The organism is Nocardiopsis sp. KDC1DS13DA1 (genome assembly GCF_055632325.1).
In genome coordinates this window covers 1-25,111 of the sequence record NZ_JBVMUY010000039.1, presented here as the reverse complement: position 1 = coordinate 25,111, position 25,111 = coordinate 1, and the positions used below count along the sequence as shown (strand labels likewise).

19 protein-coding genes are annotated in these 25,111 nt (G+C 72.0%); 8 read left to right on the top strand and 11 right to left on the bottom strand.

The genetic code is table 11. The features are described 5' to 3' along the window. Window positions 1-23: 23 nt before the first annotated feature. Window positions 24-377, top strand: coding sequence for a hypothetical protein (locus ACTVAJ_RS25305; protein WP_470390768.1), 354 nt, complete (start codon window positions 24-26; stop codon window positions 375-377). Here the strand turns inward: ACTVAJ_RS25305 and ACTVAJ_RS25300 are convergent. Beyond that, window positions 337-819, bottom strand: a complete 483-nt coding sequence (locus tag ACTVAJ_RS25300; protein WP_470390767.1) for a hypothetical protein — start codon at window positions 817-819, stop codon at window positions 337-339. The genes ACTVAJ_RS25305 and ACTVAJ_RS25300 overlap by 41 nt on opposite strands. A 1,379-nt stretch (window positions 820-2,198) precedes the next feature. Here ACTVAJ_RS25300 and ACTVAJ_RS25295 point away from each other — a divergent pair. Continuing rightward, complete coding sequence (locus ACTVAJ_RS25295) at window positions 2,199-3,767, top strand: DUF4190 domain-containing protein (protein ID WP_470390766.1); 1,569 nt, start codon at window positions 2,199-2,201, stop codon at window positions 3,765-3,767. Between the two features lie 770 nt (window positions 3,768-4,537). Here the strand turns inward: ACTVAJ_RS25295 and ACTVAJ_RS25290 are convergent. Then, window positions 4,538-5,944 (bottom strand): GH1 family beta-glucosidase, encoded by a 1,407-nt coding sequence (locus tag ACTVAJ_RS25290; protein ID WP_470390765.1) that lies wholly within the window; start codon window positions 5,942-5,944, stop codon window positions 4,538-4,540. A 321-nt stretch (window positions 5,945-6,265) separates the two neighbouring features. Between ACTVAJ_RS25290 and ACTVAJ_RS25285 the strand changes: the two genes are divergently transcribed. Further along, window positions 6,266-6,610: a hypothetical protein gene (locus ACTVAJ_RS25285; protein WP_470390764.1), complete on the top strand. Its 345-nt coding sequence runs from the start codon at window positions 6,266-6,268 to the stop codon at window positions 6,608-6,610. Window positions 6,611-6,923: 313 nt separating this feature from the next. On the opposite strand, the gene ACTVAJ_RS25280 is transcribed toward ACTVAJ_RS25285, so the two are convergent. The 3 genes from ACTVAJ_RS25280 to ACTVAJ_RS25270 form a co-directional block, all read right to left on the bottom strand. Beyond that, window positions 6,924-7,298 carry a VOC family protein gene (locus tag ACTVAJ_RS25280; RefSeq protein WP_470390763.1) on the bottom strand — a complete coding sequence of 125 codons (375 nt, stop codon included), beginning with the start codon at window positions 7,296-7,298 and terminating at the stop codon, window positions 6,924-6,926. Between the two features lie 262 nt (window positions 7,299-7,560). Next, on the bottom strand, window positions 7,561-8,991 hold the full coding sequence (locus ACTVAJ_RS25275) for a CoA transferase (protein WP_470390762.1): 1,431 nt from the start codon (window positions 8,989-8,991) through the stop codon (window positions 7,561-7,563). 152 nt (window positions 8,992-9,143) lie between these two features. After that, entirely contained in the window at window positions 9,144-9,881 is a 738-nt protein-coding gene (locus ACTVAJ_RS25270; RefSeq protein WP_470390761.1) for a dienelactone hydrolase family protein, read from the bottom strand. 1,687 nt (window positions 9,882-11,568) lie between these two features. Between ACTVAJ_RS25270 and ACTVAJ_RS25265 the strand changes: the two genes are divergently transcribed. After that, the gene (locus ACTVAJ_RS25265; RefSeq protein ID WP_470390760.1) at window positions 11,569-12,846 is read left to right on the top strand and encodes an ion channel protein; all 1,278 of its coding nucleotides are present in this window, start codon (window positions 11,569-11,571) and stop codon (window positions 12,844-12,846) included. A 98-nt stretch (window positions 12,847-12,944) separates the two neighbouring features. Here ACTVAJ_RS25265 and ACTVAJ_RS25260 read toward each other — a convergent pair whose 3' ends face one another. From ACTVAJ_RS25260 to ACTVAJ_RS25240, 5 genes are read right to left on the bottom strand one after another with little or no spacing between them, the layout of a single operon-like run. Further along, window positions 12,945-13,829 (bottom strand): shikimate dehydrogenase, encoded by an 885-nt coding sequence (locus ACTVAJ_RS25260; protein WP_470390759.1) that lies wholly within the window; start codon window positions 13,827-13,829, stop codon window positions 12,945-12,947. A gap of 2 nt (window positions 13,830-13,831) precedes the next feature. Further along, on the bottom strand, window positions 13,832-15,736 hold the full coding sequence (locus tag ACTVAJ_RS25255; protein WP_470390758.1) for a bifunctional sugar phosphate isomerase/epimerase/4-hydroxyphenylpyruvate dioxygenase family protein: 1,905 nt from the start codon (window positions 15,734-15,736) through the stop codon (window positions 13,832-13,834). A gap of 30 nt (window positions 15,737-15,766) precedes the next feature. After that, window positions 15,767-16,765 (bottom strand): DctP family TRAP transporter solute-binding subunit, encoded by a 999-nt coding sequence (locus ACTVAJ_RS25250; RefSeq protein WP_470390757.1) that lies wholly within the window; start codon window positions 16,763-16,765, stop codon window positions 15,767-15,769. 26 nt (window positions 16,766-16,791) lie between these two features. Further along, on the bottom strand, window positions 16,792-18,066 hold the full coding sequence (locus tag ACTVAJ_RS25245; RefSeq protein ID WP_470390756.1) for a TRAP transporter large permease: 1,275 nt from the start codon (window positions 18,064-18,066) through the stop codon (window positions 16,792-16,794). Then, window positions 18,063-18,608, bottom strand: coding sequence for a TRAP transporter small permease (locus tag ACTVAJ_RS25240; protein ID WP_470390755.1), 546 nt, complete (start codon window positions 18,606-18,608; stop codon window positions 18,063-18,065). The genes ACTVAJ_RS25245 and ACTVAJ_RS25240 overlap by 4 nt, the downstream gene beginning before the upstream one ends. Before the next feature lie 155 nt (window positions 18,609-18,763). On the opposite strand from ACTVAJ_RS25240, the gene ACTVAJ_RS25235 reads away from it, so the two are divergent. Then, window positions 18,764-19,765 carry a LacI family DNA-binding transcriptional regulator gene (locus ACTVAJ_RS25235; RefSeq protein WP_470390754.1) on the top strand — a complete coding sequence of 334 codons (1,002 nt, stop codon included), beginning with the start codon at window positions 18,764-18,766 and terminating at the stop codon, window positions 19,763-19,765. A 180-nt stretch (window positions 19,766-19,945) separates the two neighbouring features. Here ACTVAJ_RS25235 and ACTVAJ_RS25230 read toward each other — a convergent pair whose 3' ends face one another. Further along, the gene (locus ACTVAJ_RS25230; protein ID WP_470390753.1) at window positions 19,946-20,659 is read right to left on the bottom strand and encodes a TetR/AcrR family transcriptional regulator; all 714 of its coding nucleotides are present in this window, start codon (window positions 20,657-20,659) and stop codon (window positions 19,946-19,948) included. A gap of 91 nt (window positions 20,660-20,750) precedes the next feature. Here ACTVAJ_RS25230 and ACTVAJ_RS25225 point away from each other — a divergent pair, with 91 nt between their 5' ends. The 3 genes from ACTVAJ_RS25225 to ACTVAJ_RS25215 all read left to right on the top strand — a co-directional run. Beyond that, entirely contained in the window at window positions 20,751-21,026 is a 276-nt protein-coding gene (locus ACTVAJ_RS25225; protein WP_470390752.1) for a DUF1905 domain-containing protein, read from the top strand. A gap of 76 nt (window positions 21,027-21,102) precedes the next feature. Beyond that, window positions 21,103-21,726: a maleylpyruvate isomerase family mycothiol-dependent enzyme gene (locus ACTVAJ_RS25220; RefSeq protein WP_470390751.1), complete on the top strand. Its 624-nt coding sequence runs from the start codon at window positions 21,103-21,105 to the stop codon at window positions 21,724-21,726. A gap of 840 nt (window positions 21,727-22,566) precedes the next feature. Then, window positions 22,567-25,111, top strand: a 2,545-nt coding sequence (locus tag ACTVAJ_RS25215; protein WP_470390750.1) for a WXG100-like domain-containing protein, incomplete at its 3' end; no start/stop codon positions are given.

Below are 25,111 nucleotides of genomic sequence, written 5' to 3'. Positions count from 1 at the left end.
CTCCCCCCGACGAGACCCATGCCTTGATCAAGGTTCTCGTGGTCGGACTGAACGGGCGGACGCGCATCACCGCAGCGAGTTTGGCCGGCAAGATGTTCTACGTCATGCGCATGCTGATGGACAGCACCGAAGGTGACATCGAGGCGGTCCTCGACATGAGCGCAGAGGACGACGAGGTCTCCCAAGCCCTGAAGCGGGTCTACCCGCAGAACGGGCTGCTGGCAGTCCCGACGGCCGCGCTCACCGTGCCGGGTGCCCGCCACCGCTTCGGCGGGTACGAGGTGGCGGGCCACGCCCCCGCCAACGGGGTCACCCCCATCACGATGAGCGCGATCGTCACAGGCGTCGCCGGGCCCGGCGACGCCGTATCCCCATGATCACACCGAGCAGCACCACCGGTACGAGGACGGCGATCAGGCTCCCCTTGGCCACGGCCCACTGCCATGAGTAGTCGGTCGTGTAGGCGAACGTCCTGAAGAACCCGCTGGGACCAAGGCGCACGTCACCGATGGCGGTCGGCATCGGGTCGCTGCGGCTGAGCCGCACGGCGTCCCTGCTGAGGACCACGTCCTGCCGGGTGATGCTGCCGTCACCACTGGTGAACGTCCCCACCAGGGCGCAGCCGCCGTTGTTGCACGACCTGTCCACGGGGGTGAACGTGCCTACCGGACCGCTCACCAGGGTCTCCCGGCCGGAGAGGCCCTCCGCGACCTGGAAGAGCCCGGGGAGGGAGGACAGCAGCAGGAGGACGCAGACCAGCACCCCGATGAGGATCCTGCCGGAACCGTTCGCGGGCGGGGAGGCAGGGGGGATCATCACGCGGGAATCCTACTGGCCGGGGGAAGCCGCGTCGACGGAGGGCGCTCGCGCTCCACCGACCCGGTGTCCGGTGGTCCGGCGGTGAAGGTCCTCGCCCCGGACGCGTCGGATCGGCCTTACCGCCCGTGGTCGGCATCGGTCCCGGGGCGTTGTTTCGTGCCGGGCGTGACGGAGCCTCCGGTGTGGACGTAGCTGTTCCGCTTCGAGCGTGAACCGGCGTTCTCGCGACGACGGTGCGGGGTGGTATCGCACGGTCTCCGGTGGCACGACGGTGCCCTGACAGGCCAAAGCAAACCGGGGCAAATCGCCGCCAGTCGCCCTCGTTCACGTGGACTTTTAATCCGTTCGCAGCAACAGGGCCCCATACACCCGCGCGGGTGCACCAGGTTGGCGATTTCCCGTGCCTCCGGAGGGTGGACGGGATCCAGCGGAACACGGGGCAACCGGGGACAACCAGGGGAACCACGACACCCCTACCCGCGATTTCTCGCATCTTCGCAGGTCAGGACACTTACCGAACCCAGTTCGACTCCCGTCATCCGCTCCGCATCGAAGACGGCCCCTGACCTGCGAGCACCGTTCGCGCACCGGGGGCCGTCCTCGCGTCGGGGCTGCACCAGCGGGTGCACGGAGCCGGGATTCGGCCGGTGGGTGTGCACTGCCACGCCTGGGGCGACTAACGAACAAAACGCGCATATGAGGATGCATAATCCTTTACTGCTGAAAACCACCGCATGGAAGGAACCTGGCCGTGTCCCGGGCCCGGAACCTGCCGGAGCAGTTGCGGAGCCGGGTACACCAGGTGCCGGGCTTCACTGACCGGTCCCGGTCGGTGCCGTTCACCAACAACCTGGCTGCGCCTGGCGCTCAGGCCGGGCAAGACCCAGGCGAAGATCCCCTACGGCCACCGGTCGGAGCGAGAAGCGCAGGCCCGACCGCATGCGCTCCCGCGTCGGCTCGGCAGGCAAGCACGGCGGCGTTCGAAGCGGCGCGCAGGGCGTTCACCGGGCGGTTGTGGATGCCGCCCGTTCCCCCATCGGTGTGACCAGCACACGCGCACTCCCACGCTTATGAACGCTTACGCTTCGACAGTTTCGCAGCGAAGACGGTTACCCGGGAGGGCACGGGCGAACTCGAAACTTCATGGCCGCTTCCGGACAGGGATGCGAAACCAACCCTCAGAGAAGCGTTCTTCGAGTTCAGGAGATGTTCCCAACCTTCCGCTAACCCGGAAACCGTCCGCGCCCTCGAAGTTCGGACAGCCGCCATCGAATACCGCCTTGTTCTGGCGCGCCATGTCGTTATAGTAGTGAGCCCTTCTTGAAGAGCGACTCCAACGGCATCACGAATCTTTCCCCCAGAGCCGAACGGGAGCACCCTTGACGGATATCGAAACCCTCACCTCCGAGGTGTTTCCATATGTGAAAGACGCGGTCAGCACCTATGGGCAGGCAGTGCTGTCCAAGTCGGAGGACGCTGCGGCGAGCGTCACCGTGCGGCACGGTCAACGGTTGCTGGCCGCCATCCTCAGGCGTGGAAAATCCGAACCGGCGGTCGAAAGCGCGGTCAGGAGGCTCGGCCGAGCGCCGGAGGACACCGACGCCGCCGAGGAACTCCGCCACCAGATCAGGCGGGTCCTGCGGGAGGACCCGGATCTGGCCAGGAGTCTGGCCGCCATGAACACGCAGATGTCCTCGGTCAACGTGTCGGGCCATCACAACGTGGGTGTGGGCGGAAACCACCAGGGTGCGATCCACATAGGCGACAACACCAGCAATATGCACCACAATGTTCACCACACGGTGCACAACAACGTCCATGAGCGGAGAATCAGCGGCTTTTCCATCGCAGCGCTCGTCCTGGGGCTGTTGGGCTTCCTCATCCTGCCCATCCCCGTCGCCATCGTCCTCGGCCTCATCGCCCTCACCCGCGTGCTCCGGGCGCCATCCTCTGCCCAGCCCTCGGGGATCGGTCAGGCGGACGGCGGCGCGGCCGGTCCCGGAGGAACGCCGACCGCCACCGGCCCCCGGGGATCGGTGGCAGGCCCAGCGGATTCGACCAGCGCGAACTCCGTACCCACGGCGCACAGCACGCCCCGACCCTCCGATCCCACCGGGTCCGCCACCGACGCGGCGACCGCCTCTCCCCACGGATCCATGGGCCAGGACGGCCCTTCCATCTTCGGCACGGACCCGGTCTCGCCGACCGCACCGGACGGACCCGCGGTACAGGCGGATCCCACCGCCGGCATGTACCCGAGACCGGTCGCCGGGCCGACTGCGACGAGTACGCCGTTCACACCACCGGTCACGCCACCGGCCGCCGGGGCGTCGGCCCCCTTCGCGCCGGCCGCCGTGACCGGGTTCTCGGCCGCCAAGGCGATCAGTATCGTCTTCTCCCTGATCGGGCTCCTGGCCGCCTGCTTGTGGGGGCTCGGATGGACGGCCGCGGGCGTCATCATCGTGCAGGCGGAATCCGACTCCTACGCCTCGGAGGGCGCGGACCCGTTCGCCCCCTACGATCCGCAGGGCGGGGACCCCTCAGTCTCCACCGGCGAGGGCCGGGCCCCCTCCCCCGCCGAGCTCTGCGAGCCCTCGCCCGGGTACGCCACGGTGTGCACGCTGCGAACCGGCGACTGCTTCATCGATCCTCCGACCACGGAGTTCTACGAGGTCGAACTCACCTCCTGCGACGAGCCGCACAACGCCCAGGTGATCGGCTCCTACTCCCCCTCCGGAGGCGAATGGCCCGGACGGGCGGCCTTCGACGCCGACATCGAGGCCACGTGCGATCCGATGAGCGAACGTGCCCTGGACCCCGCGCTCACCCCGGACACGTACTTCGTCGGCTACATCGCGCCGAACCAGGACTCGTGGAACTACGGAATCCAGAACGCCTTCTGCTACGTGGCCGCCGACGGAGAGTCGTGGACCACGTCCCTCACCTGATGACCATGCGACCGACGGCCCCGTGATGACGGAAGCAGGCGGTGGTGAGCAGGAAGCGACGATGATCTCCCAAGGCTCGGACGGACGACCGGCCGGGCGCTGGCCGAAACCGCTCCCGGACCCGGACACCAACCCGGTGGTCGGAGAGTGCGCGTCCATGCCCGCCGTCGAACCCGTCCTCCGAGAGCGACAACGTGGACCATGTCAGGGCAGGGTGTCACGCAGACGAGCGACGCGGCGGTGGAGCAGGAGAAGACGCGGAACAGCCCGGGGCACGGGGGTAGCGATGCGCGGGCACGGAACGTCCGGCTCGGCGAGCGCGTCGTGGCCCCGCCCGCGGTGGGACACAGGTCTTCCGCGCGCTCCACGAGGCGTCCATCCGCGCGGTGTCCGGAAAGGTACTCAAGATCCCGCGCGCCGACATGGACGTACCGGACGTCAAGGCCCATCACGTGAAGGACGGGGGCGCCTGTGAGGCGATACGGGGCCTGTTCATCGTGTTACCCGTGGTGCCGCCGGTCTTCGCTATCGGGACCGCGTCGTGAAACTCATGCCCGGTCAGCTCGGCTGAGTCGAGGGCGATTTGGTCCAGCGAGCTCTGGTCGGGCACTCCCCCCGTCGGAGACGGAGAACTGCCCGTCGCCCTCGTAGGGGGCACCGGTCCGCGTACGGCGGGAGCCGGTCGCGAGCCTGGCCGCGCTCTCCAGAGGCGGGGTCGGCCGGTACCGGACCCCGGCCTCCGGTACCGGAGCGGCAGCGGATGTCGGGGTTCATCCCTCCCGCGGTGCGGTGGGCTCCGCGGCACGGCGGGCGCGGTGCGCGGCCAGGAAGTCGCGGTACCAGCGGTAGCTGTCCTTGGGACGGCGTTCCAGCGTCCGGTAGTCGACGCGGACCAGCCCGAAGCGCCGGTCGTAGCCGTGGGCCCACTCGAAGTTGTCCAGCAGCGACCACACGAAGTAGCCGCGCACGTCCACGCCCGCCTCCAGGGCCCGGGACAGGGCTTCCAGGTGCGCGCGCAGGTAGTCGACGCGGTCGCGGTCGCGGACCCGGCCGCTCCCGTCGGGCCGGTCGTCCTCGGCCGAGCCGTTCTCGGTGATGAGGACGGGCGGCAGTCCCGAATAGCGTCGGTCGAGGTCGACGAGCAGGTCGGTGAAGGTGTCGGGGAGCACCGGCCAGCCCATGGTGGTGTGCCGCACGCCCTCGAAGGGGACCTGCTCGACGCCGATGTCCGCGGCGGTGCGCCGCGCGGGGTCGGGCTCGGCGTGCGGGGCGTCGCGCAGCATGATGGGCCGGTAGTAGTTGATCCCCAGGAAGTCCAGGGGTCGGCCGATGATGTCCAGATCGCCCTCGGCCCGGTAGGAGCCGTCGGCCAGCGGGCCCCAGGTCTCCTCCTCGTTGTCGGGGTAGGCGCCGGTGAGGATCGGGTCGAGCCAGACCCGGTTGTGCAGGGTGCGGGCCCGCTCCACCGCCGCCCGGTCGGCCTCGGAGTCGGTGGCGGGCAGCAGGTGGTCGGGGTTGAGGGTGATCCCCACCTGACCGGACGCGGCCGCGCGCAGTTCGCCGACGGCCAGGCCGTGGGCGAGCAGGAGGTGGTGGGCCGCGGCCAGGGCGGGCGTGCCCTCCCGGGTGCCGGGGGCGTGGCGGCCGACGGCGTGGCCGAGGAACGCCGAGCAGAAGGGTTCGTTGAGGGTGATCCAGCGGCGCACACGGTCGCCCAGGCGGTCGCTGACGACGCGGGCGTACTCGGCGAAGCGGTGGGCGGTGTCCCGGACCCGCCAGCCGCCCCCGTCCTCCAGCGCCTGGGGCAGGTCCCAGTGGTAGAGGGTGACGGCGGGTTCGATCCCGGCCTCCAGGAGGGTGTCTACGAGGCGGTCGTAGAAGGCCAGTCCCTCCGGGTTGGGGCGCCCCCTTCCGGCGGGCTGGATCCGCGGCCAGGCCACGGAGAAGCGGTACAGGTCCACCCCCAGGTCGGCCATGAGCGCGACGTCCTCGCCGTGGCGGTGGTAGTGGTCGCAGGCCACGTCGCCGGTGTCGCCACGGGTGACGCGTCCGGGGGTGCGGCAGTAGGTGTCCCAGATGGAGGGGCCGCGCCCGCCCTCGCGGGCGGCGCCCTCGACCTGGTAGGCGGCGGTGGCGGTGCCGAAGAGCAGTTCCGGGGGAAGGACGGGGTCGGTCATGGTGGGCCCTTCAGGGTTGGGAGCGCTCCCATACTACGCGGGCGATCCCCGGCCGCAGCGCGCCCGGGCGGCGGTGGCGGAGTCGGGCGGGTCGAACGGGAGCCGTCCCGGCGAGGCCGCCCGGCCGTTCACGGCGCCGGGGGACACCACGGGGGTGCCCGGGAGTGTCGTACGAGGCGTCACAGGCCGCTCAGTTCCGGGGAGGTCCGCCCCCAGGAGTGGAACCGGAGACGGGTATGATGCGGCGCGTCGAAAGAGCGCCGTGGAGTCTGCGTTTCGGAGCGCACACCACGGGCGGTTTTCCCACCGAGAGCGGAGCGCATGACCGGGACTCACGACTACCTGCTCCCCTACCACCTGGACCAGGTGTGGAACACGCTGCCCTCCGCCGTGCACCACAGCAAGAAGGCTTCGGGCACGGGCGCCCCGGCCCCGGGCGGATACCGCTACACCTTCTCCACCGGCATGACCCTGCGTACCTTCGGTTTCAGCGTGTTCGTCGACCTTCATCCCCACCCGCAGGGGACGCACATGCGGGTCTCGACCACCATGAACTTCGGCCTCATCGACTGGGGCGAGGGCCGTTCGATCGCCAACGAACTGCACCTCCACCTCACGAACCTGCTCCAGATGCAGAGCGGCCAGGGGCAGGGGCAGGGCTGGTAGCGGGACCCGCGACCGCGCGCCTCCCGGGCCGTCCGGTGGCGGGGGCGAGGCGAAGCCCCCGCCGGTGGACGACCGATCCCTCGGATGTCCCGTCCCCGGGGCACCCCTCCCGCCGGTACCGGTGCCCCGGTCCGGCCGGGGCCCGAAGAGGTGCACGACCACTGGGACCGGGCCTCCGCGCACGTCCTCGGCGGACCGAGGAGCACCGACATGCGGCGGAGCCCGTTCCGGTGCCGCCCGCGTTCCGATGCGTCACCGGACGGAGGAGACGGCCTCCCGAACGGGCACGGTGGTCCCAGCGGTCACGGCCGTCTCAGTGGAGGCAGAGGCAGAAGGGGTGACCCGCCGGATCCGCGTAGACCCGCCAGTTGGCCTCCGGGTTCAGTTGGTCGGTGCGCTCCAGCACGGTCGCGCCGAGCTCCAGCACGCGCTTCTCGTCCGCTTCGAGGTCGTCCACGTCGAAGTCCAGGTGCACCTGCTGGGGCATCTGCTGCCCGGGCCACTGCGGCGGGCGGTAGTCCCGCACCCCCTGGAACGCCAGTGTCGTCCCCTCGAACCCCCGCACCTCCACCCAGTCCGGGTCCTTGGGGTCCACCACGACCTGACCGCCGAGCAGTTCCGCGTAGAACTCCGCGAGCCGCACCGGGTCCTGGCAGTCCAACGCGACCGCCTGAAGCCTGCGAATCATCTCCGGCCCTCCCTCATTTCCGTCGCTCACGTCCGTCGACCCCTGAGGCAGCTCCGTCTCGTGCGGACAGCCGGGGGGCGTGCTCCGCGTAATGTACAGGGGCCCTCCGACGGATCCCCGGTCGACCTGGGCGATTCTGCGGCCGTTCCGTGGCCGGGCGACCGAGCCCGGCCGGACGACCGGGCCACCCCGCACCTGCGCGGGCGGGGCACCGACCCCGCGTATGGCAGCGCGGGGGGCTCGGCTCCACCGTCGGCTTCCGTCACGCACCCTGTTCCGCGGGCCCCAGCCAGGCGGCAGCGTCGGTACCCCAGCGGGTGGGCGGACCGGCCCAGGTCCTGGGCGATCCCTCGTAGCGGACCGGAGGGAGCGCGTGGCGCAGCGGCCCGTACGGGGAGGCGGTCTCCGTCAGCCAGTCGGCGGCATCGTAGCCGCCCTCCCGAACGGGTTCGGGGGTGACACCGTCCAGCAGCCAGTCGGCGGTCCCCGCCAGGGAGAACCGTAGGAGGCGGCCCCGGCCGTCGGCCTGCCGTTCGGCCAGCGCCCGCAGCACCCCCGCGGCCAACAGATAACCGGTGCCGTGGTCCAGTGCCTGGGCGGGCAGTACGCCCGGACGGCCCTCGGAGCCCGACTCGACCGCCGCGATACCGAGAGCCGCCTGCACCAGGCTGTCGAACCCCCGCCGGTCGGCCCACGGGCCCGACCACCCCCAGGCGCACAGCTGGGCGACGACCAGGCCGGGACGGCGGGCCATCAGCTCCCGGGCCGCGAGTCCGCGCCGGTCCAGGGAACCGGGCCGGTACCCGGTCACGACCACGTCGGCCGAGTCGAGCAGTCCCCGGAAGACGCTCCGCCCCTCGGCCGAGTCCAGGTCCAGCAGGGTGGAGCGCTTGCCCCACCCCGTGTCGATGTGACTGCCGGGGTCCTCCGGGATCCCGGGCGGGTCCACGCGCAGCACGTCCGCCCCCAGCAGGGCGAGGGTCCGGGTGGCGATCGGACCGGCGATGACCCGGGTCAGGTCCAGGACCCGCACCCCGGCGGCGGGCAGGGGAGCGGACGGCAGCCGCCGCCCGCCGGTTCCCTCGGCTGCCTCGGCCTCGGCCAGGGGCCGGCCGTGCGCGGCCGGTCCCCCACCCGGTTCGGGTGCCACGGCCACCGCCAGGCCACCGCCCGCGTGGACCCTCTCCTGCACCTCCCGAGCGGTGAGCCCGGCCAGCGTCTCGGTGAGCCGTCCGACCAGCGCCGCACCGTCGTCGTCCGCCGCTCCGGCACCCGTGCCGCCGTGCACCTGACCGCCGTCGATCCCCAGAGCGGCCAGCAAGCGGGCACGGTGGTGGGGGTAGTTCGCGTGGGTGCGCACCCACCCGTCGGCGGTCCGCCAGAACCCCGACAGGGGCGCGAAGGGGGTCAACGCGCGGCCGTCCACCAGCAGGTGCCGTTCACTGACGAACGCGGTGGCGACCGCGGCCTCGTCCACCTCCACCTGGGGGACGGTTCCCCCGTTGCGCGCGGCCAGCAGCTCGGCCGCGGCGAGCGAGCAGGCCCCCACCGTCGCCCGTGCGAGCTCCCGCACCGGCAGTACGGCGGGAAGCACCTCCCCCGCGCCTCGGTAGGACACCCGCGCGGTCAGGTCCGCGGGTCCGCCGATCGCCTGCCATGCCTGGGTCGTGGTCGCATCGCGTTCGTTCGCCATGGCCCCATACTTCCCGCTCCACCCCCACCGGCCCCGAACCGGGGGCGGCGTTACGGCCGCGGGAGGTCGGGGCGGGGCCCGCCCGGTGCGGAACCCTGCCTGGAACGGCTCGCCGGTGGCGTGTCCCCCGTGCCGGGGACCGGGCCGACCGGTCAGCCGCGCCCGCCGCCCAGGTGTTCGGTGAAGAAGGCGTCCAGGCGGCGCCAGGCGTCGGCGGCCGAATCGGGATCCCGTTTGACCCCGAAGGCGCGCAGGACCAGTTGCAGCGACCGTGGACCGTTCGGCTCCACGTTCATGAAGGAGTGGCCGGCGTTCGGGTACTCCTTCACGTCGTTGACCACACCCGCCTCGTCCAGCGCCGCTTTGAGCTTGACGGCACCGCCCGGCACCATCCTGTCCTTGGCCCCGTAGCTGGCGACGGTGGGGCAGGCGCCCTGGACGGCCGTGCGCACGTCATAGGGCGTGACGCCGTAGTGGGGCGCGGCGGCGTCGAACCGGGGAGCCGTCGCGATCGCGAACCCGCCGCCCATGCAGAAGCCGACGACCCCGATCCGCCCCGTGCACTCGGGCTGTTCCAGCAGCCACCCGCGCCCGGCGGCGATGTCGGCGAACGCGCGCCCGTGTCCGGCGGACAGAGCCCGCATCACCCGCACGATGCACCTCAGGAGGCCGCCCTCGCTGTACAGGTCGGGGACGATGGTGAGGTAGCCGAGTCCGGCGAGGTGGTCGGCGTGGCGACGCATCTCGGCGTCGACACCGTAGGCCTCGTGGGCCAGCACCACCCCCGGCCACGGTCCCTGGCCCGCCGGTCGGGCCGTGTAGGCACGCAACCTCGGGGAGCCGCCGTTGTCCTCGGTGAAAGCGCTGAGATCGAGCTCGGGCACAGTCATCTCCTGTCCGTCTCCGACGCCCGAACCCTACCGCTCGGTAACCGCTCTCCGGCGACGCGGGTGCGCATGACAGGGGCCCGGTATCCGGGCAAGGAGTCCGGGAAAGCATGTGACCGGAGACGACCTCCTCGCCTGCGGTGCCCCCTCCAGCGGTTCCGTGTGGGAAAACCTCACTGATGCCTCACGATCCCGACCTTGGAACAGCCCTGTGGCCGCAGGGGGTCGGCGGACCCGCCGACGGCGGTCTTCCGCCCGTTCCGGGGCCACAGCAGGCCACAGCAGAAGAAGGACTCCGACCACGCCAAGCACCGCGGCCCGGGAGCGGGCCGTCGTCCATCCCGAGAACCGGGACGTGCCGCGTCGGCTGCGCCGTTGCCCGCGAAGGTCCGGGGGGATCACCCGCGCCACCCGCATGCTCCAGCTCCGAGAAACAGGACCAAAAGCGCTCACCAGACCAGGTACACGGCGCGTTCGCGCAGTTCAAGAAGGCAACACTTCAACACGACCGACTCGATCCATCCAAGAATTCGGGTCTCCATCACACCCGAGGAGATTCAGCCTCCCTCCAGGGGGAACATGCAACACAACCCGCGTCCACGCCTGTGCGACACCGCCCCCGCCGACACGACCACTCAGACGCGGATCGGATGCGGGCTGGGCGCCACCCGTGACCAGCACCCCCGAAGCCCAGAACGAGTTCCCTGGTCGCAGCCGGACCCGAACGCATCTTCGCAGACAGGAGAGTGGCACATATGACATACAAGCCAACCTGCGGAAAATGTGGGCGCCAGTACACCCAGTCGAGGACGAGCGAATCCCTTCTGTGCGCAAGCTGCTCGGTGGGGGCCAACCGAAAATTCGAATCCTGGTCGCGCGACAGAGATCGCGAGAATCAAGCCACAAATACACGGATCCAACGGGCCATTGACCGCTCGAACAGGGCCAACCAGTCCGGCTGCTGTGTCCTTCTGCTGGTTCCGGTTTCTGTTCTGCTCTTACTGGACACCGTATTTCAGTTCGCCCTCTAGGCGGGCGGACGAAGTGCGCAACATCGGAGAAGAGGCCCTCGATCGGCCCCTGGCCGCGGACGGGACACGGCAGGACCGTTCCACCGTCGCGATCGTGACGCAGCAGTGCTGGTCACAGCCTCGCAGCGATCAGGTCGAAGCCCGCACCGACAAGCGACGGAGCCCGCCCAAAGATCAGGGACCTCCGCGTCTTTGACGTCCGAGGGGCTCCGTCGCACCCCCGTGCGCCATGCCCGCTCCCACCCCCGTCGACCTTCCCGGCACGCTCGCCGATGTGGAGGCCCGCCCGCGGCGGGGCCGTCGCCACAGCCAGGTCCGTCTCCTGCCGTGCGCGCCTGCCGCGATGGCGGCCTGGACCCCTCACCTGCGGGGGATCGGCCGGGGGCCGACGCCGCACCCCACACACCCGGACCGACACCGTCACCGTCCTGGCCGAAGACCTGTGCGCCGACTGCGCGCTGACCGTCAAACACCACCGGAAGGCCCTGCTCAAGCAGGTCACCGTGCTCCTCTGGGCCCAGGCACCCGCGTTGGGCGCCACCCCGCACCCGGCCCGGACCGCTCCTTTCCGGCAGCCGGTCGCCGTGTCAGCTGGGAGAGCCGGACGGGGGCCGCCACGATGGCACCACGGCGTGCGTCGCGGCGGAGGGAGCACACGGGTGAGCGCTGAACGAGGAGCGGGGGACGCTCCGGTCCCGGTCGCGCGGCGGCTGGCGCCCCTCGTGGTCCCCGCGCTGCTGGTCGGGATCGGCTCGGCCCTGGTCCTGTTGGTCGTCGACGCGGTCGCCGCGCTCGTCCAGGGGTGGGTGTGGACCGCGCTGCCCGACGCGTTCGGCGTCGACGGGCGGGGCGGGCCGTGGACGGTGGCCGTGCTCACCCTGACCGGGCTCGCCGTGGGACTGGTGGTGTGGAAGGCGCCCGGCCACGCCGGACCCGACCCGGCCACCGTGGAGCTGGTCGAGGAGCCGCTGGAACCACGGGTCCTGCCCGGCCTGCTGACCACCATCGTCCTCGCCCTGGCCTGCGGGGTCAGCCTGGGACCGGAGAACCCCGTGATCGCGACCACCGTCACCCTCGCCCACTGGGCGGGCCGCCGGCTGGTACCCGCCGCGCCCGCGGCGGCCTGGGTCGGACTCGCCACCGCCGCCACCGTCGGGGCGCTGTTCTCCACCCCCGTGGCCGCCGCCCTGCTGTTGACCGAGGCGGCAGCGGGCGAACGGGAGGAGCCGCTGTGGGACCGGTTGGTGCTTCCGCTCATCGCCGCCGGGGCAGGGGCGGTCACCACGCACGTGCTCGCCGGACCCGAGCTGTCCCTGGCCCTGCCCGCCTACCCCGGCCCGAGCCCGGGGGACGTGCTGTCCGGTTCGGTCATCGCCCTGGTCGGGGGTGTGGTCGGACTGGTCCTGGTCTACGCCTTCCCTGTGGTGCACGGCTGGTTCCGGCGGCTGCGCCACCCGGTGCTGATGGTCGGCGCGGGCGGTCTGGTGCTGGGCCTGTTGGGGGCGCTGGGCGGGCCGCTGACCATGTTCAAGGGCCTGGAGGAGATGAAGGAGCTGGCCGACCGCGGCGCCGACCTCGGTGTCGCCGCGCTGGCGGTGGTCATCGTGGTCCGGATGGCGGCCCTGCTCACGGCGGCCTCGTGCGGGTTCCGCGGGGGCCGGATCTTCCCGACCCTGTTCACCGGGGTGGCGCTGGGACTCCTGGTCGCCAAGCTGGTCCCGGCCGTGCCGGTGGCACTGGCGGTGGCGTGCGCGGTGCTGGGGATCCTCGCCGCGGTCACCCGGCAGGGCTGGCTGAGCCTGTTCGTCGCAGTGACCGTCGTACCCGACCTGGGCCTGTTGTCCGTGCTGTGCCTGGCGGTGCTGCCGGTGTGGCTGTTGGTCAGCGGGCGCCCGGAGATGGTGGTGGGCGCACCGCCGGACCACGAGCGTGGCTGAGGGGGCCCGTGCGGGAGGTCGGGGCGGGCAGTTCCCGGCTGCCCGCCCCCGTGGTGGAGGGGCCCGCGGCGGCCCCGTCCTGCGACCGCCCCGAACCCTCAGGCGATCAGTGCGCGAAAGTGCGCGAGCATGCGGTCGGGGTCGGGTTCCAGACCCGTGAAGAGGCTGAACGCCTGACTGGCCTGGAACACGGCCATCTCCCCTCCCGCGACCGTGGGGCATCCCCGGCTCTCCGCCAGGCTCAGCAGTTCGGTGCGCAGGGGGCGGTAGACGACGTCGGCCACCCACATGGGCGGGCGCAGCAGGTCGGCGGGTACGGGGACGCCCGGATGGTGCGCCATCCCGATCGGTGTCGCGTTGACCATGCCGTCCGCCCGTGACAGCAGACCCTCGACCTCCTCCGTCCCGCCCGCCCGGCAGTCCGCTCCCGGGAAGTGCCCGTCGAGGCGTTGGGCCAGGGCCCGGGCCCGGTCCGCACACGTGTCGACCACGGTCACCTGCCCCGCGCCGGATCCGAGCAGCGCGTAGGCGACGGCCGCGCCCGCGCCTCCGGCGCCCAGGACCACGACCCTGTCGCGGGCGCCGTCGGGCAGTCCGCGTTCCAGGCAGTGGGCGAACGCCGACCAGTCGGTGTTGTGCCCGATCGCCTGGCCTGATTCGAACACCACCGTGTTCACCGCCCCGAGGGCCGCGGCGTCGGGCGTCAGGCGGTCCAGTCCGGGCAGGACCGCCTGCTTGCAGGGGTGGGTGATGTTGAGGCCATCGAAACCCAGGTGGCGTGCGGCCCGCACCAGGTCGACGGCCGAGTCCGGTTCCAGGCCCAGCTCCGCGAGGTCGATGGTCCGGTAGATGAGGCGACGGCGGTGTTCGGCGGCCTCGCGCTCGTGCATCGACGGGGTCAGGGAGGGGCCGATCCCCGTTCCGATGAGTCCCACGAGGTAGGAGCGGCTGGTGGTGTCCGCCGTCGCGACACGCGTCCTCACGCTCACCTGTCGGTCCCCGCTCTCTGCGCGGCCATGCGGAACGGGCTGTTGGCGGAACCGTAGCCCGCGTAGCCGCCCGCGCGCTGCACGACCTCCAGGAAGAGCCGCCCGTCGAGCATCGGCGTGTAGAAGTGGAGGAACTCGCCGTCCCCGACCCGGTCGTAGAGGACGCCGTGCTCGCGCATGCGCTCGATGGCCACCGGTTCCAGGTCCGTGCGGCAGGCCAGGTCCGCGTAGTAGTTGTCGGGTATGCGCAGCGGTTCGGCGCCGTCGGCCCGCATGGCCCGGGCGACCGCGAACACGTCCCCGGTCCCGAAGGCGATGTGCTGCGGACCGCCCCGTGCGTCCCCGTACGGCCCTCGCCCCAGCAGGGAGGCGTTCAGGGCGATGCGCGGTCCCTCTCCGCCGCGGCTCATCGCCCTGCTGCGCACCATGCCGTCGGGTCCGGCCAGTTCGACCCCGTCGTCGGGTTCCAGGCCCAGCACCGAACGGTAGAACAGGGACGCCTCGTCGAAGTGGTCGAAGGGCTGGAACAGCCCCACGTGGTCGATGCCGGTGAGGGCGCCCTCACCTGGGTCGCCGCCCGCCCCCGTGCTGCCCCGGCCGTCGTCCGAGGCCGGGACGGTGAAGTCGGCGCACCAGTCCTGGCCCGCCTCCGGGTCGTGCGGGCAGAAGAAGACCGAGGTGCCGTCGGGGGCGGCGACGGCGCTCAGTTCCGACTCGGCGGGGTCGCGCCGCCGGGGCAGGGGCGGCGCCAGCAGCCGCTCCGCCCGCCGCATCGCCGCACCGGCGTCCACGACGTCGACGCCCAGGGCCGTCACCGCGGCGTCGCCGCTCCAGGTGTGTCCGAGCTGGGGGTCGGTGGCGTTGAGCAGCACGCGCGCGTCCCCGTTGGCCCACAGCTGCACCGGTTTGGAGCGGTGGTCCCGGGTGTGCCGGAAGCCCAGGGACGCCAGCGCGCCGCGGACCTTCGGCATGGCGTGGTCGGAGGCGGCGACCTCGACGAACGCGTATCCGCGGGCCCGGGTCGGCGCCGACAGCCGCGTGAGTTCGACCGCGCGACCGCTGTTCGACGGCTCCCGGTCCCGGGTCCGGCCCCGGGCGATCTCGTCCTCCAGGACGACCAGGGAACGCAGGGCGTCGGCGGCCGTGCGTTCGGGGTCGGAGGCCCGGAAGACGTCGTTGAACACCTCCAGGGACAGCGGCCCCGTGTACCCGGCGGCGAGCACGTGTCCGGTGAACTCCGCCAGGTCGAACGCGCCCTGTCCGGGGAAGCAGCGGTGGTGGCGGCTCCAGTGCAGGACGTCCATGGGCATGAGGGGTGCGTCCGCGAGTTGGAGGTAGAGGATCCTGTCCCCGGGGATGTCCCGGATCCCGGAGGGGTCGTGGCCGCGGGACAGGATGTGGAAGCTGTCCAGGCACACCCCGAGCCCGGGGTGGTCGGCCTCCCGGACGAGGCGCCAGGCGTGCCGGTAGTCGTCGACCCACCGTCCCCACGCCAGCGCCTCGTAGGCGACACGGACCCCGTAGGGGGCGGCGGCCTCGGCCAGTCGGTGCAGCTGCGCGGCCGAGCGGGCGTCGTCGCCCGTGGAGTCCGGCGCGACGCTGGAACACACGAGCATCACGTCCGTCCCCAGCTCCACCATGAGCTCGAACTTGGCCTCGGCGCGCCGGAGGTTGCGCTCCAGCTGGGCCTGGTCCACCCCCTCGAAGTCACGGAAGGGCTGGTAGAGGTCGATGGTCAGGCCGAGTGACCCGGCCATCTCCCGGACCCGGCGGGGCGGGAGCGCCGAGCCGATGAGGTCGTTCTCGAAGATCTCCACACCGTCGAACCCCGCCCGGGCCGCGGCCCCGAGCTTCTCCTCCAGGGTTCCGCTGAGTGACACGGTGGCTATGGAACGCCGCATGCGTCGTGCCCCTCCTCTCTCTTCCCGTGGTTACTCGGTCTCCTGGAAGGACTCGTAGAGCTCGCGCTGCTCGCCCTCCAGGTTCTCCGCGAAGTGGTTCCGGACCCGGGTCCGGAACGCCTCGACGTCCACGTCGTCGACGACCTCGATGGAGCCGTCCGCGCGCCACTCCTCCAGGATCTGTTCCTCGGCCTCCTCGATGCAGGCGCGGTTGTCCTCGCGGACCGAGCTGACCGCCTCCTGGAGCACCTCCTGCTGCTCGGTCGACAGCGCGTCCCAGGTCTGTCCGGAGACCACGATCATCTGCGAGCCGACCTGGTGGCCGCTGAGGCTGATGTGCGACTGGACCTCGACGAAGTTGTCCCCGTCGATGGTCGGGATGGGGTTCTCCTGGCCGTCGACGGTCCCCTGTTGCAGGGCGAGGTAGACCTCCTCGAAGGCGACCGTGGTCGGCTCGGCCCCCAGCGCCTCGGCGTTGGCGAGGTAGATGGGTGAGTCGGGGAAGCGCATCCGCAGCCCTTCGAGGTCCTCGGGGGTGCGGATGGGCTGGTTGGCGGTGAAGTGGCGGTCGCCGAAGTACCAGGCGTCGAGGATCCTGGCTCCGGTGGCCTCCTCGAAGCCGTCCCGCAGCCCCTGGGACGCCTCGGAGTCGAAGTAGGCGAACAGGTGGTCGGCGTCCCGGAAGGCGTAGGCGGCGTCCAGGACGCCGATCGGCTCGTAGGAGGCGCCGAGGGCGGCCGAGCCCTGCACGTCGAGGTCGATGTCGCCGGACATGACCGAGGCGAAGGTCTCGGTGTTGTTGCCGAGCTGGCTGCCCGGGAACGTGTCGACGGAGAACCCGGCGTCGGCCTCCGCGACGCGCTCCGCGACCAGGTCGATCCCGCAGCGGGTGTGCGGGTGGTCGGGCGTGTAGCTGTTGGCGAAGGTGAGGGTGAGTTCGCCGTCGGCCGATCCGCCGCCGGTGCCGCAGGCCGTGGCGGCCAGTACCAGTGCGGGAACCAGGGCCGCCAGTCGGGTCGTCGTGCGCATGGGGGATTCCTCCTTGGGAAGGGGTGTCACAGGTCCAGGAGTCCGGGCAGGAACAGGACCAGGTCGGGCATGAGGATCAGGAGCAGCAGGACCGCCGCCAGGGGGAGCAGGAAGGGCGCGGTACCGCGGAACACCTCGTGCATGGGTGTGCGGGTGGCCGAGCCCAGGACGAAGAGCACACCGCCGATCGGGGGCGTGAGCAGGCCGATCATCAGGCAGAGGATGGTGATCACACCGAAGTGGACCGGGTCGGCGCCGAGCCGGACGGCGACGGGCAGCAGGACCGGCACGGTGATGACCAGGGCGGCGATGGGTTCCAGCACGGTCCCGATGAGGATGAGGACCGCGCTCACCAGCAGCAGGAGGACCGTGGGGTCGTCGGTCAGGCCCAGCAGGAAGGTCGCGACCTGCTGGGGGACCTGTTCGCGCGCCAGGACCCAGCCCAGGAGGCCGGAGGCGGCGAGGATGATCGTGATGGAGGCGGCCGTGGTGGCGGTCTCCACTCCGATGCGCCACAGGGCCCGCCAGGTCAGCCTGCGGTAGACCAGGCCCAGGAGCAGGACGTAGGCGACACCGACCGACGCGGCCTCGGTGGGGGTGAACAGTCCGCTGAGGATCCCGCCGAGCAGCAGGACGGGGGCGAGCAGCGGGCCCAGCGCGCGCCGTGCCGCGGCGCCCAGCTCACCGCGCGACGCCCGGGTTCCGGCGAGTTCGGGCTTGGTGCGCGCCCACAGGAACACCGCCAGGGTCAGTCCCCCCGCCATCAGCAGGGCGGGGACCACCGCCGCGGCGAACAGGGCCGCGGTGGAGACCGCCGCGACCGACGCGTACACGATCGCGGGGATGCTGGGCGGCATCACCGGGCTGATCAGGCTGGTGGAGGCGGTCAGGCCCAGGGTGAAGCGCCTGGGGTATCCGGCCTTGGTCATGGCCGGAACCATCATCTTGCCCATGCCGGCGACGTCGGCCAGGGCCGTGCCGCTGATCCAGGAGAAGCCGACGCTCACACCGATGTTGACGTAGCCGAGGCCGCCGCGCGCACGGCCGAGCAGGACGCGGGCGAAGTCGAAGAGACGGTCGGCGATCCCGGTGTGGTTGGCGACGACGCCGAGGAGGATGAACAGCGGGACCGCCAGGAGGGGGAAGCTGTTGACCTCCTGGGCGGCGGTGCGCAGGCTCAGCCCCGTGGACTGTCCGCCGACCGCCATGTAGGTCAGGCACGGGCCCAGGATCGCGAAGGCGATGGGCACCCGCAGCGACAGCAGGACGAGGATGCCCAGGACGACCAGCAGCGCGCTCATCGGGCCGCCTCCTGGGAGTCGCGCCGCTCGGGCTGGGGCGGTCCCGGCACCAGTACGGCGTTGGCCAGGGCACGCAGCGACATGAGCGCGACGCCCGCCAGCGGGATGGCGTAGGTCCAGGACACGGGGATCCCCAACGCCGGTGTGGACTGCGGGGAGCCGCCGAAGACGAGTTCGACGGCCTCCAGGGTGAGCAGCACGCCCACCGCCGCGACCACGAGGTTGGCCAGCGCCCACACCGCCCGCAGCCCGCGGTCGCCGAGGACGAGGTCGAGCACCTTGAGGGTGATGTGCTCGTCCCGGCCCAACAGGTGGGCGACCAGGGAGAACGTGAGCCAGACCAGCCCGAGGCGGGCCAGCTCGCCGGTCCAGACCCAACCCTCGACGGGCAGGTGGCGCTGGACGGCCTGGGTGAGGATGAGCACGAGGATCAGGGCGAGCAGAGCGACTCCGGTGGCCAGTTCTGCGGTTTCCAGCCACCGCACCGCCGCGGGGCGCGGCGGGCGTGGTGTGTTGCCGGGGGGCGGGGGTCTGTCAGCCATCCGGGCGGACTCCACTCAACGGACGAGAACGATGTCGGTGCAGGTCATGGGGTGCGTGATCGGCATCACCCGCGACGTGGTGTGAACCCTAGGTTTCTCGCTCGTGTCATGGCAAGCGATTGCCAAAAGTTGTCAAAGCACGTAGAAGGGACGCTGTGAACTCCCCGAAGCGCACCACCATCTACGACGTGGCCCGGGAGGCGGGCGTCGCCGCCTCCACGGTGTCCCGGGCCCTGCGCGACCCCCGCCGTGTCAACGCCACCACCCGCGACCACATCCTCGACGTCGCCGAGCGGCTGGGCTACCGGCCCAGTCCGCTGGCGACGGCGTTGCAGTCCGGGCGGACCGCGACCGTGGCGATGCTGGTCCCCGACATCACCAACCCGCACTTCTTCGGCACGATCCGAGGCGCCGAGCGCCGCGCCTCCGCGGCCGGGATCACCTTCATCCTCAGCGACACCGAGGAGTCGGCCGACACCGAGCGCACGAAGATCGAACACCTGGCGCGATCGGTGGACGGCTTCGTGCTGGCGTCGAGCCGGATGTCGGACGAGGACATACTGGAGCTGGCCGAGGAGCACAACCTGGTCCTGGTCAACCGCGAGGTGCGGGGCCTGCCCGGCGCCGTGGTCGACAGCCGCGCGGGCAGCCGCCAGATCGTGGAGCACCTGGCCTCGCTCGGCCACCGGAGGCTGGTCTACCTGTCGGGACCGCACCAGTCCTGGCTGGCCGGTGAGCGGTGGCGGGGGCTGCTCGACGGCGCCCGGAACCTCGGGATGAGGGCGACGCGCCTGGGGCCGTTCCCTCCCCGCGTGGTCGGCGGCGGAGCGGCGGCCGACGCCGCCCTGGTGACGGGGGCGACGGCCGTGGTCGCGCACAACGACCTGCTGGCCATCGGCGTGCTGCGCCGCCTGGCCGAACGGGGGGTGGAGGTCCCCGAGCGGATCAGCGTGGTGGGCTACGACGACATCTTCGGGGCCGACTTCTGCGTGCCCGCGCTCACGACCCTGGCGGGGCCCCAGGACGAGGCGGGCCGCAGCGCCGTGGAACTGCTCCTGGAGAACAGGTCCCGCTCCACGGCCCGTGCGCCCGACCGGCGGGTGATGCTCCCCTCCCACCTGGTCATCCGCGGCTCCACCGGCCCGGCAGCCCGCTGACCGGTCCTGCGCGAACCCGCGCTCGCCCGATCCGCCCGGCCGCCTCCCGCACGGCTTGGGGGTCGGCGTCCTGGTCGGTCCACCTCGCCCGGGCTCCGTCGCACCCGCGCATCCGAGGAACGCTCCGTGCGCCCGGCCGGGCCGACCACCGGCACACCTCCGGTTCGCCCGTTCACGGGGCTAGGAGTACGCGCGTCCAGGCGCCGCGGAGGAGCCCCCGCCGTCGCTTTCGGTCCGTCCTGGGCCGCCCCCGGCAGACCCCCGAACCGTGTCGCCGGGGCCGAGCACGCTCGGGAGGAACGTGTCGAGTCCCGCCTCGACCTGCCGTTCGGCCTCGCTCTCACTCAGGTGCGCGGCGCCGTCCCCCAGCAGCATGGCCCGGTTGACCGGTTCGCCCATGACGATCCAGTTCAGCTGGGTCGCGGCGAGTTCGGCGTCGGGTACGCGCAGGATCCCGAGGTCGGAGAAGCCGCGCAGGATCGCGGCGAGCGAGGAGATCGCCCTGCGGGGGCCGTGCTCGTACAGCGCGGCGGCCAGTTCCGGGGACCGGGCCGCCTCGCCGATGACCAGCCTCCGCAGGCCGAGGATCGACGGATCCAGCACCGTCGCGAGCTGGGCGCGCAGGACCTCGCCGAGGACGGTGCGCGGATCGGAGTCGCGTCGGAGCCGCGGCGGCTCGGCGAGCACGTGGCCGCTCGCCGCCACGGTCTTGGAGGTGACCAGTTCGAGGAAGAGCGCGCGCTTGCTGCCGAAGTGGCTGTACAGCGTCTGCTTCGCGACGCCGGACTCGCTCGCGATCGAGTCCATGGTCACCGACTCGTACCCGGTGGCCAGGAACTGGCGCTCGGCCGCCGCGAGCGCGGCCTCCCGCTTGTGGATCGAACTGGGGCGCACGCGCTCACTCCCCCTCTGCCCTTGTGGAAATCATACTTGCCAGTCTAGTGTCAGAGAAGTAAGACTCTTCAGTCCAGAAAGTGAGGGAGTCATGTCCGCCGACACACCGCTCGTCTTCGAGGCCGAGCTGCGCGTCATCCCGGGGGACGCGGCCTGGACCGTCTTCGACGTGCCCGATTCCGCGGAGTTCTTCGGTACCCGGCGGCCGGTGCGCGTCCACGGGACCGTCGACGCGATGCCCGTGGAGATCACGCTCATGCCCACCAAGGGCGGCCACATCGGGCCGGTGAAGGCCGCCACCCGCAGGACGCTCGGCAAGCAGGCGGGGGACAGCGTGCGGGTGAGCATCGGGCCGGTGTCCTCATGAACGCCCTCGCGACGACCGCGGGCGGCCGTGTGACCGCGGACCGCGACGCCCGGTCCCGGCCGGAACGGACGGCTCCGTGAACGAGGTCTGGAGGCTCGTGCACGCCGAGCGCCGCGCCCTCATCGACGACCTGGCCCACGTGCCGCCGGACCGGTGGGCGACGCCCTCGCTCTGCGACGGCTGGACGGTGCACGACGTGGCTGCGCACCTGGTCGACTCGGCGCGCACGACACGGCTCGGCTTCGTCCTCGGCATGCTGCGGGCGCGGCTGGACTTCCACCGGCTCAACGGGGCCGGCATCGCCCGGGAACAGGGGGACGGACCGACGGACACCCTGGACCGGTTGCGGGAGGTCGCGTCAAGGACGACGAGGCCGCCGGCGCCCCTGGACACCCGGCTCGTGGAGGAGGTCGTCCACGGCGAGGACATCCGGCGCCCCCTGGGGATCGTCCGCGCGTACCCGTCGGAGGCGGTGGTCCGCGCGCTCCTGCTCCAGGCGCGCACGCCGGTGGCCTTCGGCGGCGGGAAGGAGCGGGCGGCCGGGCTGCGTCTCGACGCCACCGACCACGGTGTGGAGCTCGGCGACGGCCCGGCGGTCTCCGGCAGCGCGCTCGACCTGCTGCTCGCCCTCTCCGGCCGCAGGACGGCGCTCGACGGCCTGCGCGGCCCGGGTGCGGAGGACCTCCGGTCCCGGGACTGAGAGCGGGCGGGCGAACGGACCGTGCGCTTGGGGTGCCCCTCCTCTTTGCGATGGCACCCGACGGGCCGCCCCGGGGCACGGGACCGCAGAGCATCGCCTCCGGAGCAGCCCCCTCCCGGTGCCCGGCACCGCACTGCCGGATCGTCGTCCTGCCCGGCCCCCGGTGAACCGGGGCGTGATCCTCGAGAGGTCGTCAGGCTCATGAGGCCGCACCACGGGAGACCCCGGCCACGGGGGAGGCGGAGCGGGAAATATCCGGAGGGGTCGGGCCGTTACACCCACCGCAGGCTGATGCGGTAGCAAGTGTCCCCCGGGCTCCACTCATCGCCTTCGCGGAACACCGCGCCCCTCGCGGGCGGTCCGGAGCCGCGTTGTGCCCCGCGCCGTGAGGCGACCGCCGCATCCGCCTGGCACGCGTGACGGCCCCGCCGAGTCCTCGGCGGGGCCGTCGTGTGTTGGCCCGGTGGGCCACCGCACCGGTGCGCGCCGCCCGCCCCGAAGCCGACGCGCTGACGTGACCACCGCACGGCCCCCGTTTCTCCACAGACGCGGAACAGACGGAAAAGACCCATGGTGAGGGCATCCCGCGCGCACCACCGGGGCGGGGGTCGGCACCGGAGAATTTCCCCGCCGTTCACATGATCCCTTTCCGGGTGAATAAAACGGAACATCGAGCCCCACCAGCCCGTGGAACGGGAATCGATGGCTCAGGCACCGGTGACGAAAAACCGAACACACCATGAACACGAACCCCTCTCACTGACACGCCGAAAATTGCGGATATGTTGTTTCAGGCCTGCGAGTCCGTGGTTCTGTGTGGGATTGAGGTGGGACCGTCCGATGGGGATGCAGATTCCCAACGAACTCGTCAATCTCTTCCACGGCCTCACCGGGACCCGGTGGCCGGACGTGGACGAGGACCGGCTGCGCGACCTGTCCGACATGTACGAGACCGTCCAGCACATCCTCGACACCGAACTGCCCGAGCTGGTGATCGTGCTGCGGCGCAAGGTCGGTTCGACCTTCGACAGCCGGACCACCGCCTACTTCGAGAGGTCCCTGGCCCAGTTCACCGCGGGCGGGCGCGACTACCTGGGCGAGGCCGCACGGCTCGCGGAGGAGATCCGTGTGTACGCGCGCCAGGCCGCCAACCAGGTCGAGTACGCCAAGTGGATGATCATCGGCCAGCTCATCCAGCTGGCCCTGGAGATCGCCTGGGCCGTGGCGATGTCCTACTGGACGTTCGGCGCCTCCCTGTCCTGGATCTCCGTCTTCAGATTCATCCGCCAGACGATGATCCGCAACATCCTCGACTGGCTGGTGCGCAACCTGCTGAGCCACCTGTTCATCGCCCAGCTGTTCGGGGTGACGATGGACCTGCTCATCCAGCGGATCCAGATGGACCAGGGGAACCGGGACGAGTGGGACAAGGAGCTCACCCGCATGGCCGCCGCCGGGGCGTTCGTGGAGGGACTGCTCAGCGCCGGGCTGTCCCTGGGCACCGACCTCCTCCTGGCTGGTCGGCTCTCCAAAAGCCTCGGAGACAGTATCGGGGACGCGTCCGCCGACACCGCCGCACCGCCTCCGCGGTCACTCACCCGGGATCCGCCGCCGGACCCGTCGACGCCGCCGCGCGACGTTCCCGACCCGCCCGCGTCCCCTCCCCCACGCGCGGACGACCCGCCCTCCACGGACCGGCCGGGCAGTGTCGACCCACCCGGCGACGGCGACATGACGCCCCGGTTCGGCCGGGACCTGTCCCACCTGTTCAGCCGCAACTCCTCCGCCTTCCTGACACCCGCCCAGATCCCCGGGGGCGGGTGGAGATCCTCCGGGGCCGGGCTGAGGTTCCTCGACGAGGCGGCCACGACCTTCGAGCGGCACCTCGGTTCGGTACTGGGTGGGAGGGCCGCACGTGACCTCGGGCGCGACTACGCGGACACCCTCCTCAGGAGGTGGGACACGCCCGGCCTGGACTCCGCGCTCGACGACCTGCTCTCTCCCCTGCCGCTGCCGCGGGCCACCCGCGACCACCTCGCCCACGACGTGCCCGCCGCCCTGGCCAGAACCGTGCGCGAGTTCGGCACCGGATGGCGCGACCGCCTCCTCGACCTCGGCCTGGGCGCCGCCTCGGGAGCCGTGGAGGGGTACGTCGGCGAAGGGCTCACCAACCTCCTGTTCTCCCCGGAGGGCGAGTGGAAGGCGTCGGGAATGTCCGCCGTCGCCGGCGCGACGACATCGGTGGTGCAGCAGCTGTCCACCATGGGACTGGTCGGCGCGATCGACGGCCTGCGCGACCTGGACATCGCGCCACCGGACACCGACGCCCCCGCAGCCGGCCCCGCTCCGGCGGCCGAGGGCGGTCCCACCCGCACCGAGGGCGGTCCCGCACCGGACGATGGCTCCGCACCGTCGGAGACCGCTTCCGGAAACGGCACCCCGCGAACGCCGACACCTGACGGTGCACCGGACCCACGCCCCGCCTCGACCGGCGACGGGCCGCCCCCCGTGCGGGGCGGCGGTGCCGCCGGTGCGGAGGGGAGGGCCCCGAACGGGACCGGCGTCCGCGGCCTCACGGACCTGTTCCACGCCGAACTGCGGACGGGGACCGGTTCCCCGGCAACGGCCGACGTACCGAGGACGGCACCGCCGACGGCGACACCGGTCCCTCCGCCGGTTGCGGTGAACGTGCCGGACACACACTCCGTCGGCGCCGACAGGAGTCAACCGTCCGCCAGCACAGCCCCCGAGGACGTGCCGCTGCCGACGTCGCGTCCCGGCACGCCCGTGTCCGAGGACACGCCCTCGTCGGCCACCCACGCCGCCACGACCGTCGACGGCGACACCGGCGCGGGGCCCGGTGACGGCGCCCCGCCACCCCCGCGAACCGACAGTCGCACGGCCCGGGACGGGTCCCTACCCGCGCCCACCGGGAGCTCCGGCTCCGTCGGGACCGATCCGCTCCCGCGGGACATCCCGCTCCCGCCCTCACGCCCCGCCACACCCGTGCCCGGGGAGACGGCACCGTCCCCCCGGAGCGGTGACGGCTCCGGTCAGCGCCAGGGCGCCACCAACCCGCCCCCACGGACCGGACCGCAACCCGAGCGGGGAGAACCGAACCGGGACGACACCGCCGCCGCGCACGGACCCGCGGACACCCCGGACACGGACGAGGCGCCCGCCGGCCCGCTCCCCCAGGACGTCCCGCTCCCGCCGTCACGGCCCCGCACTCCGTCCCCGGTCCCCACCCAGGCGGAGAACGACGGCACGAGCACCCACGACCGCGCCGACACCCCGCCTGATCCCGAGGACGTCCCGCTCCCGCCGTCGCGACCCCACACACCCGACCCCACGACACCACCCGAGAACATCCCCCTCCCACCCT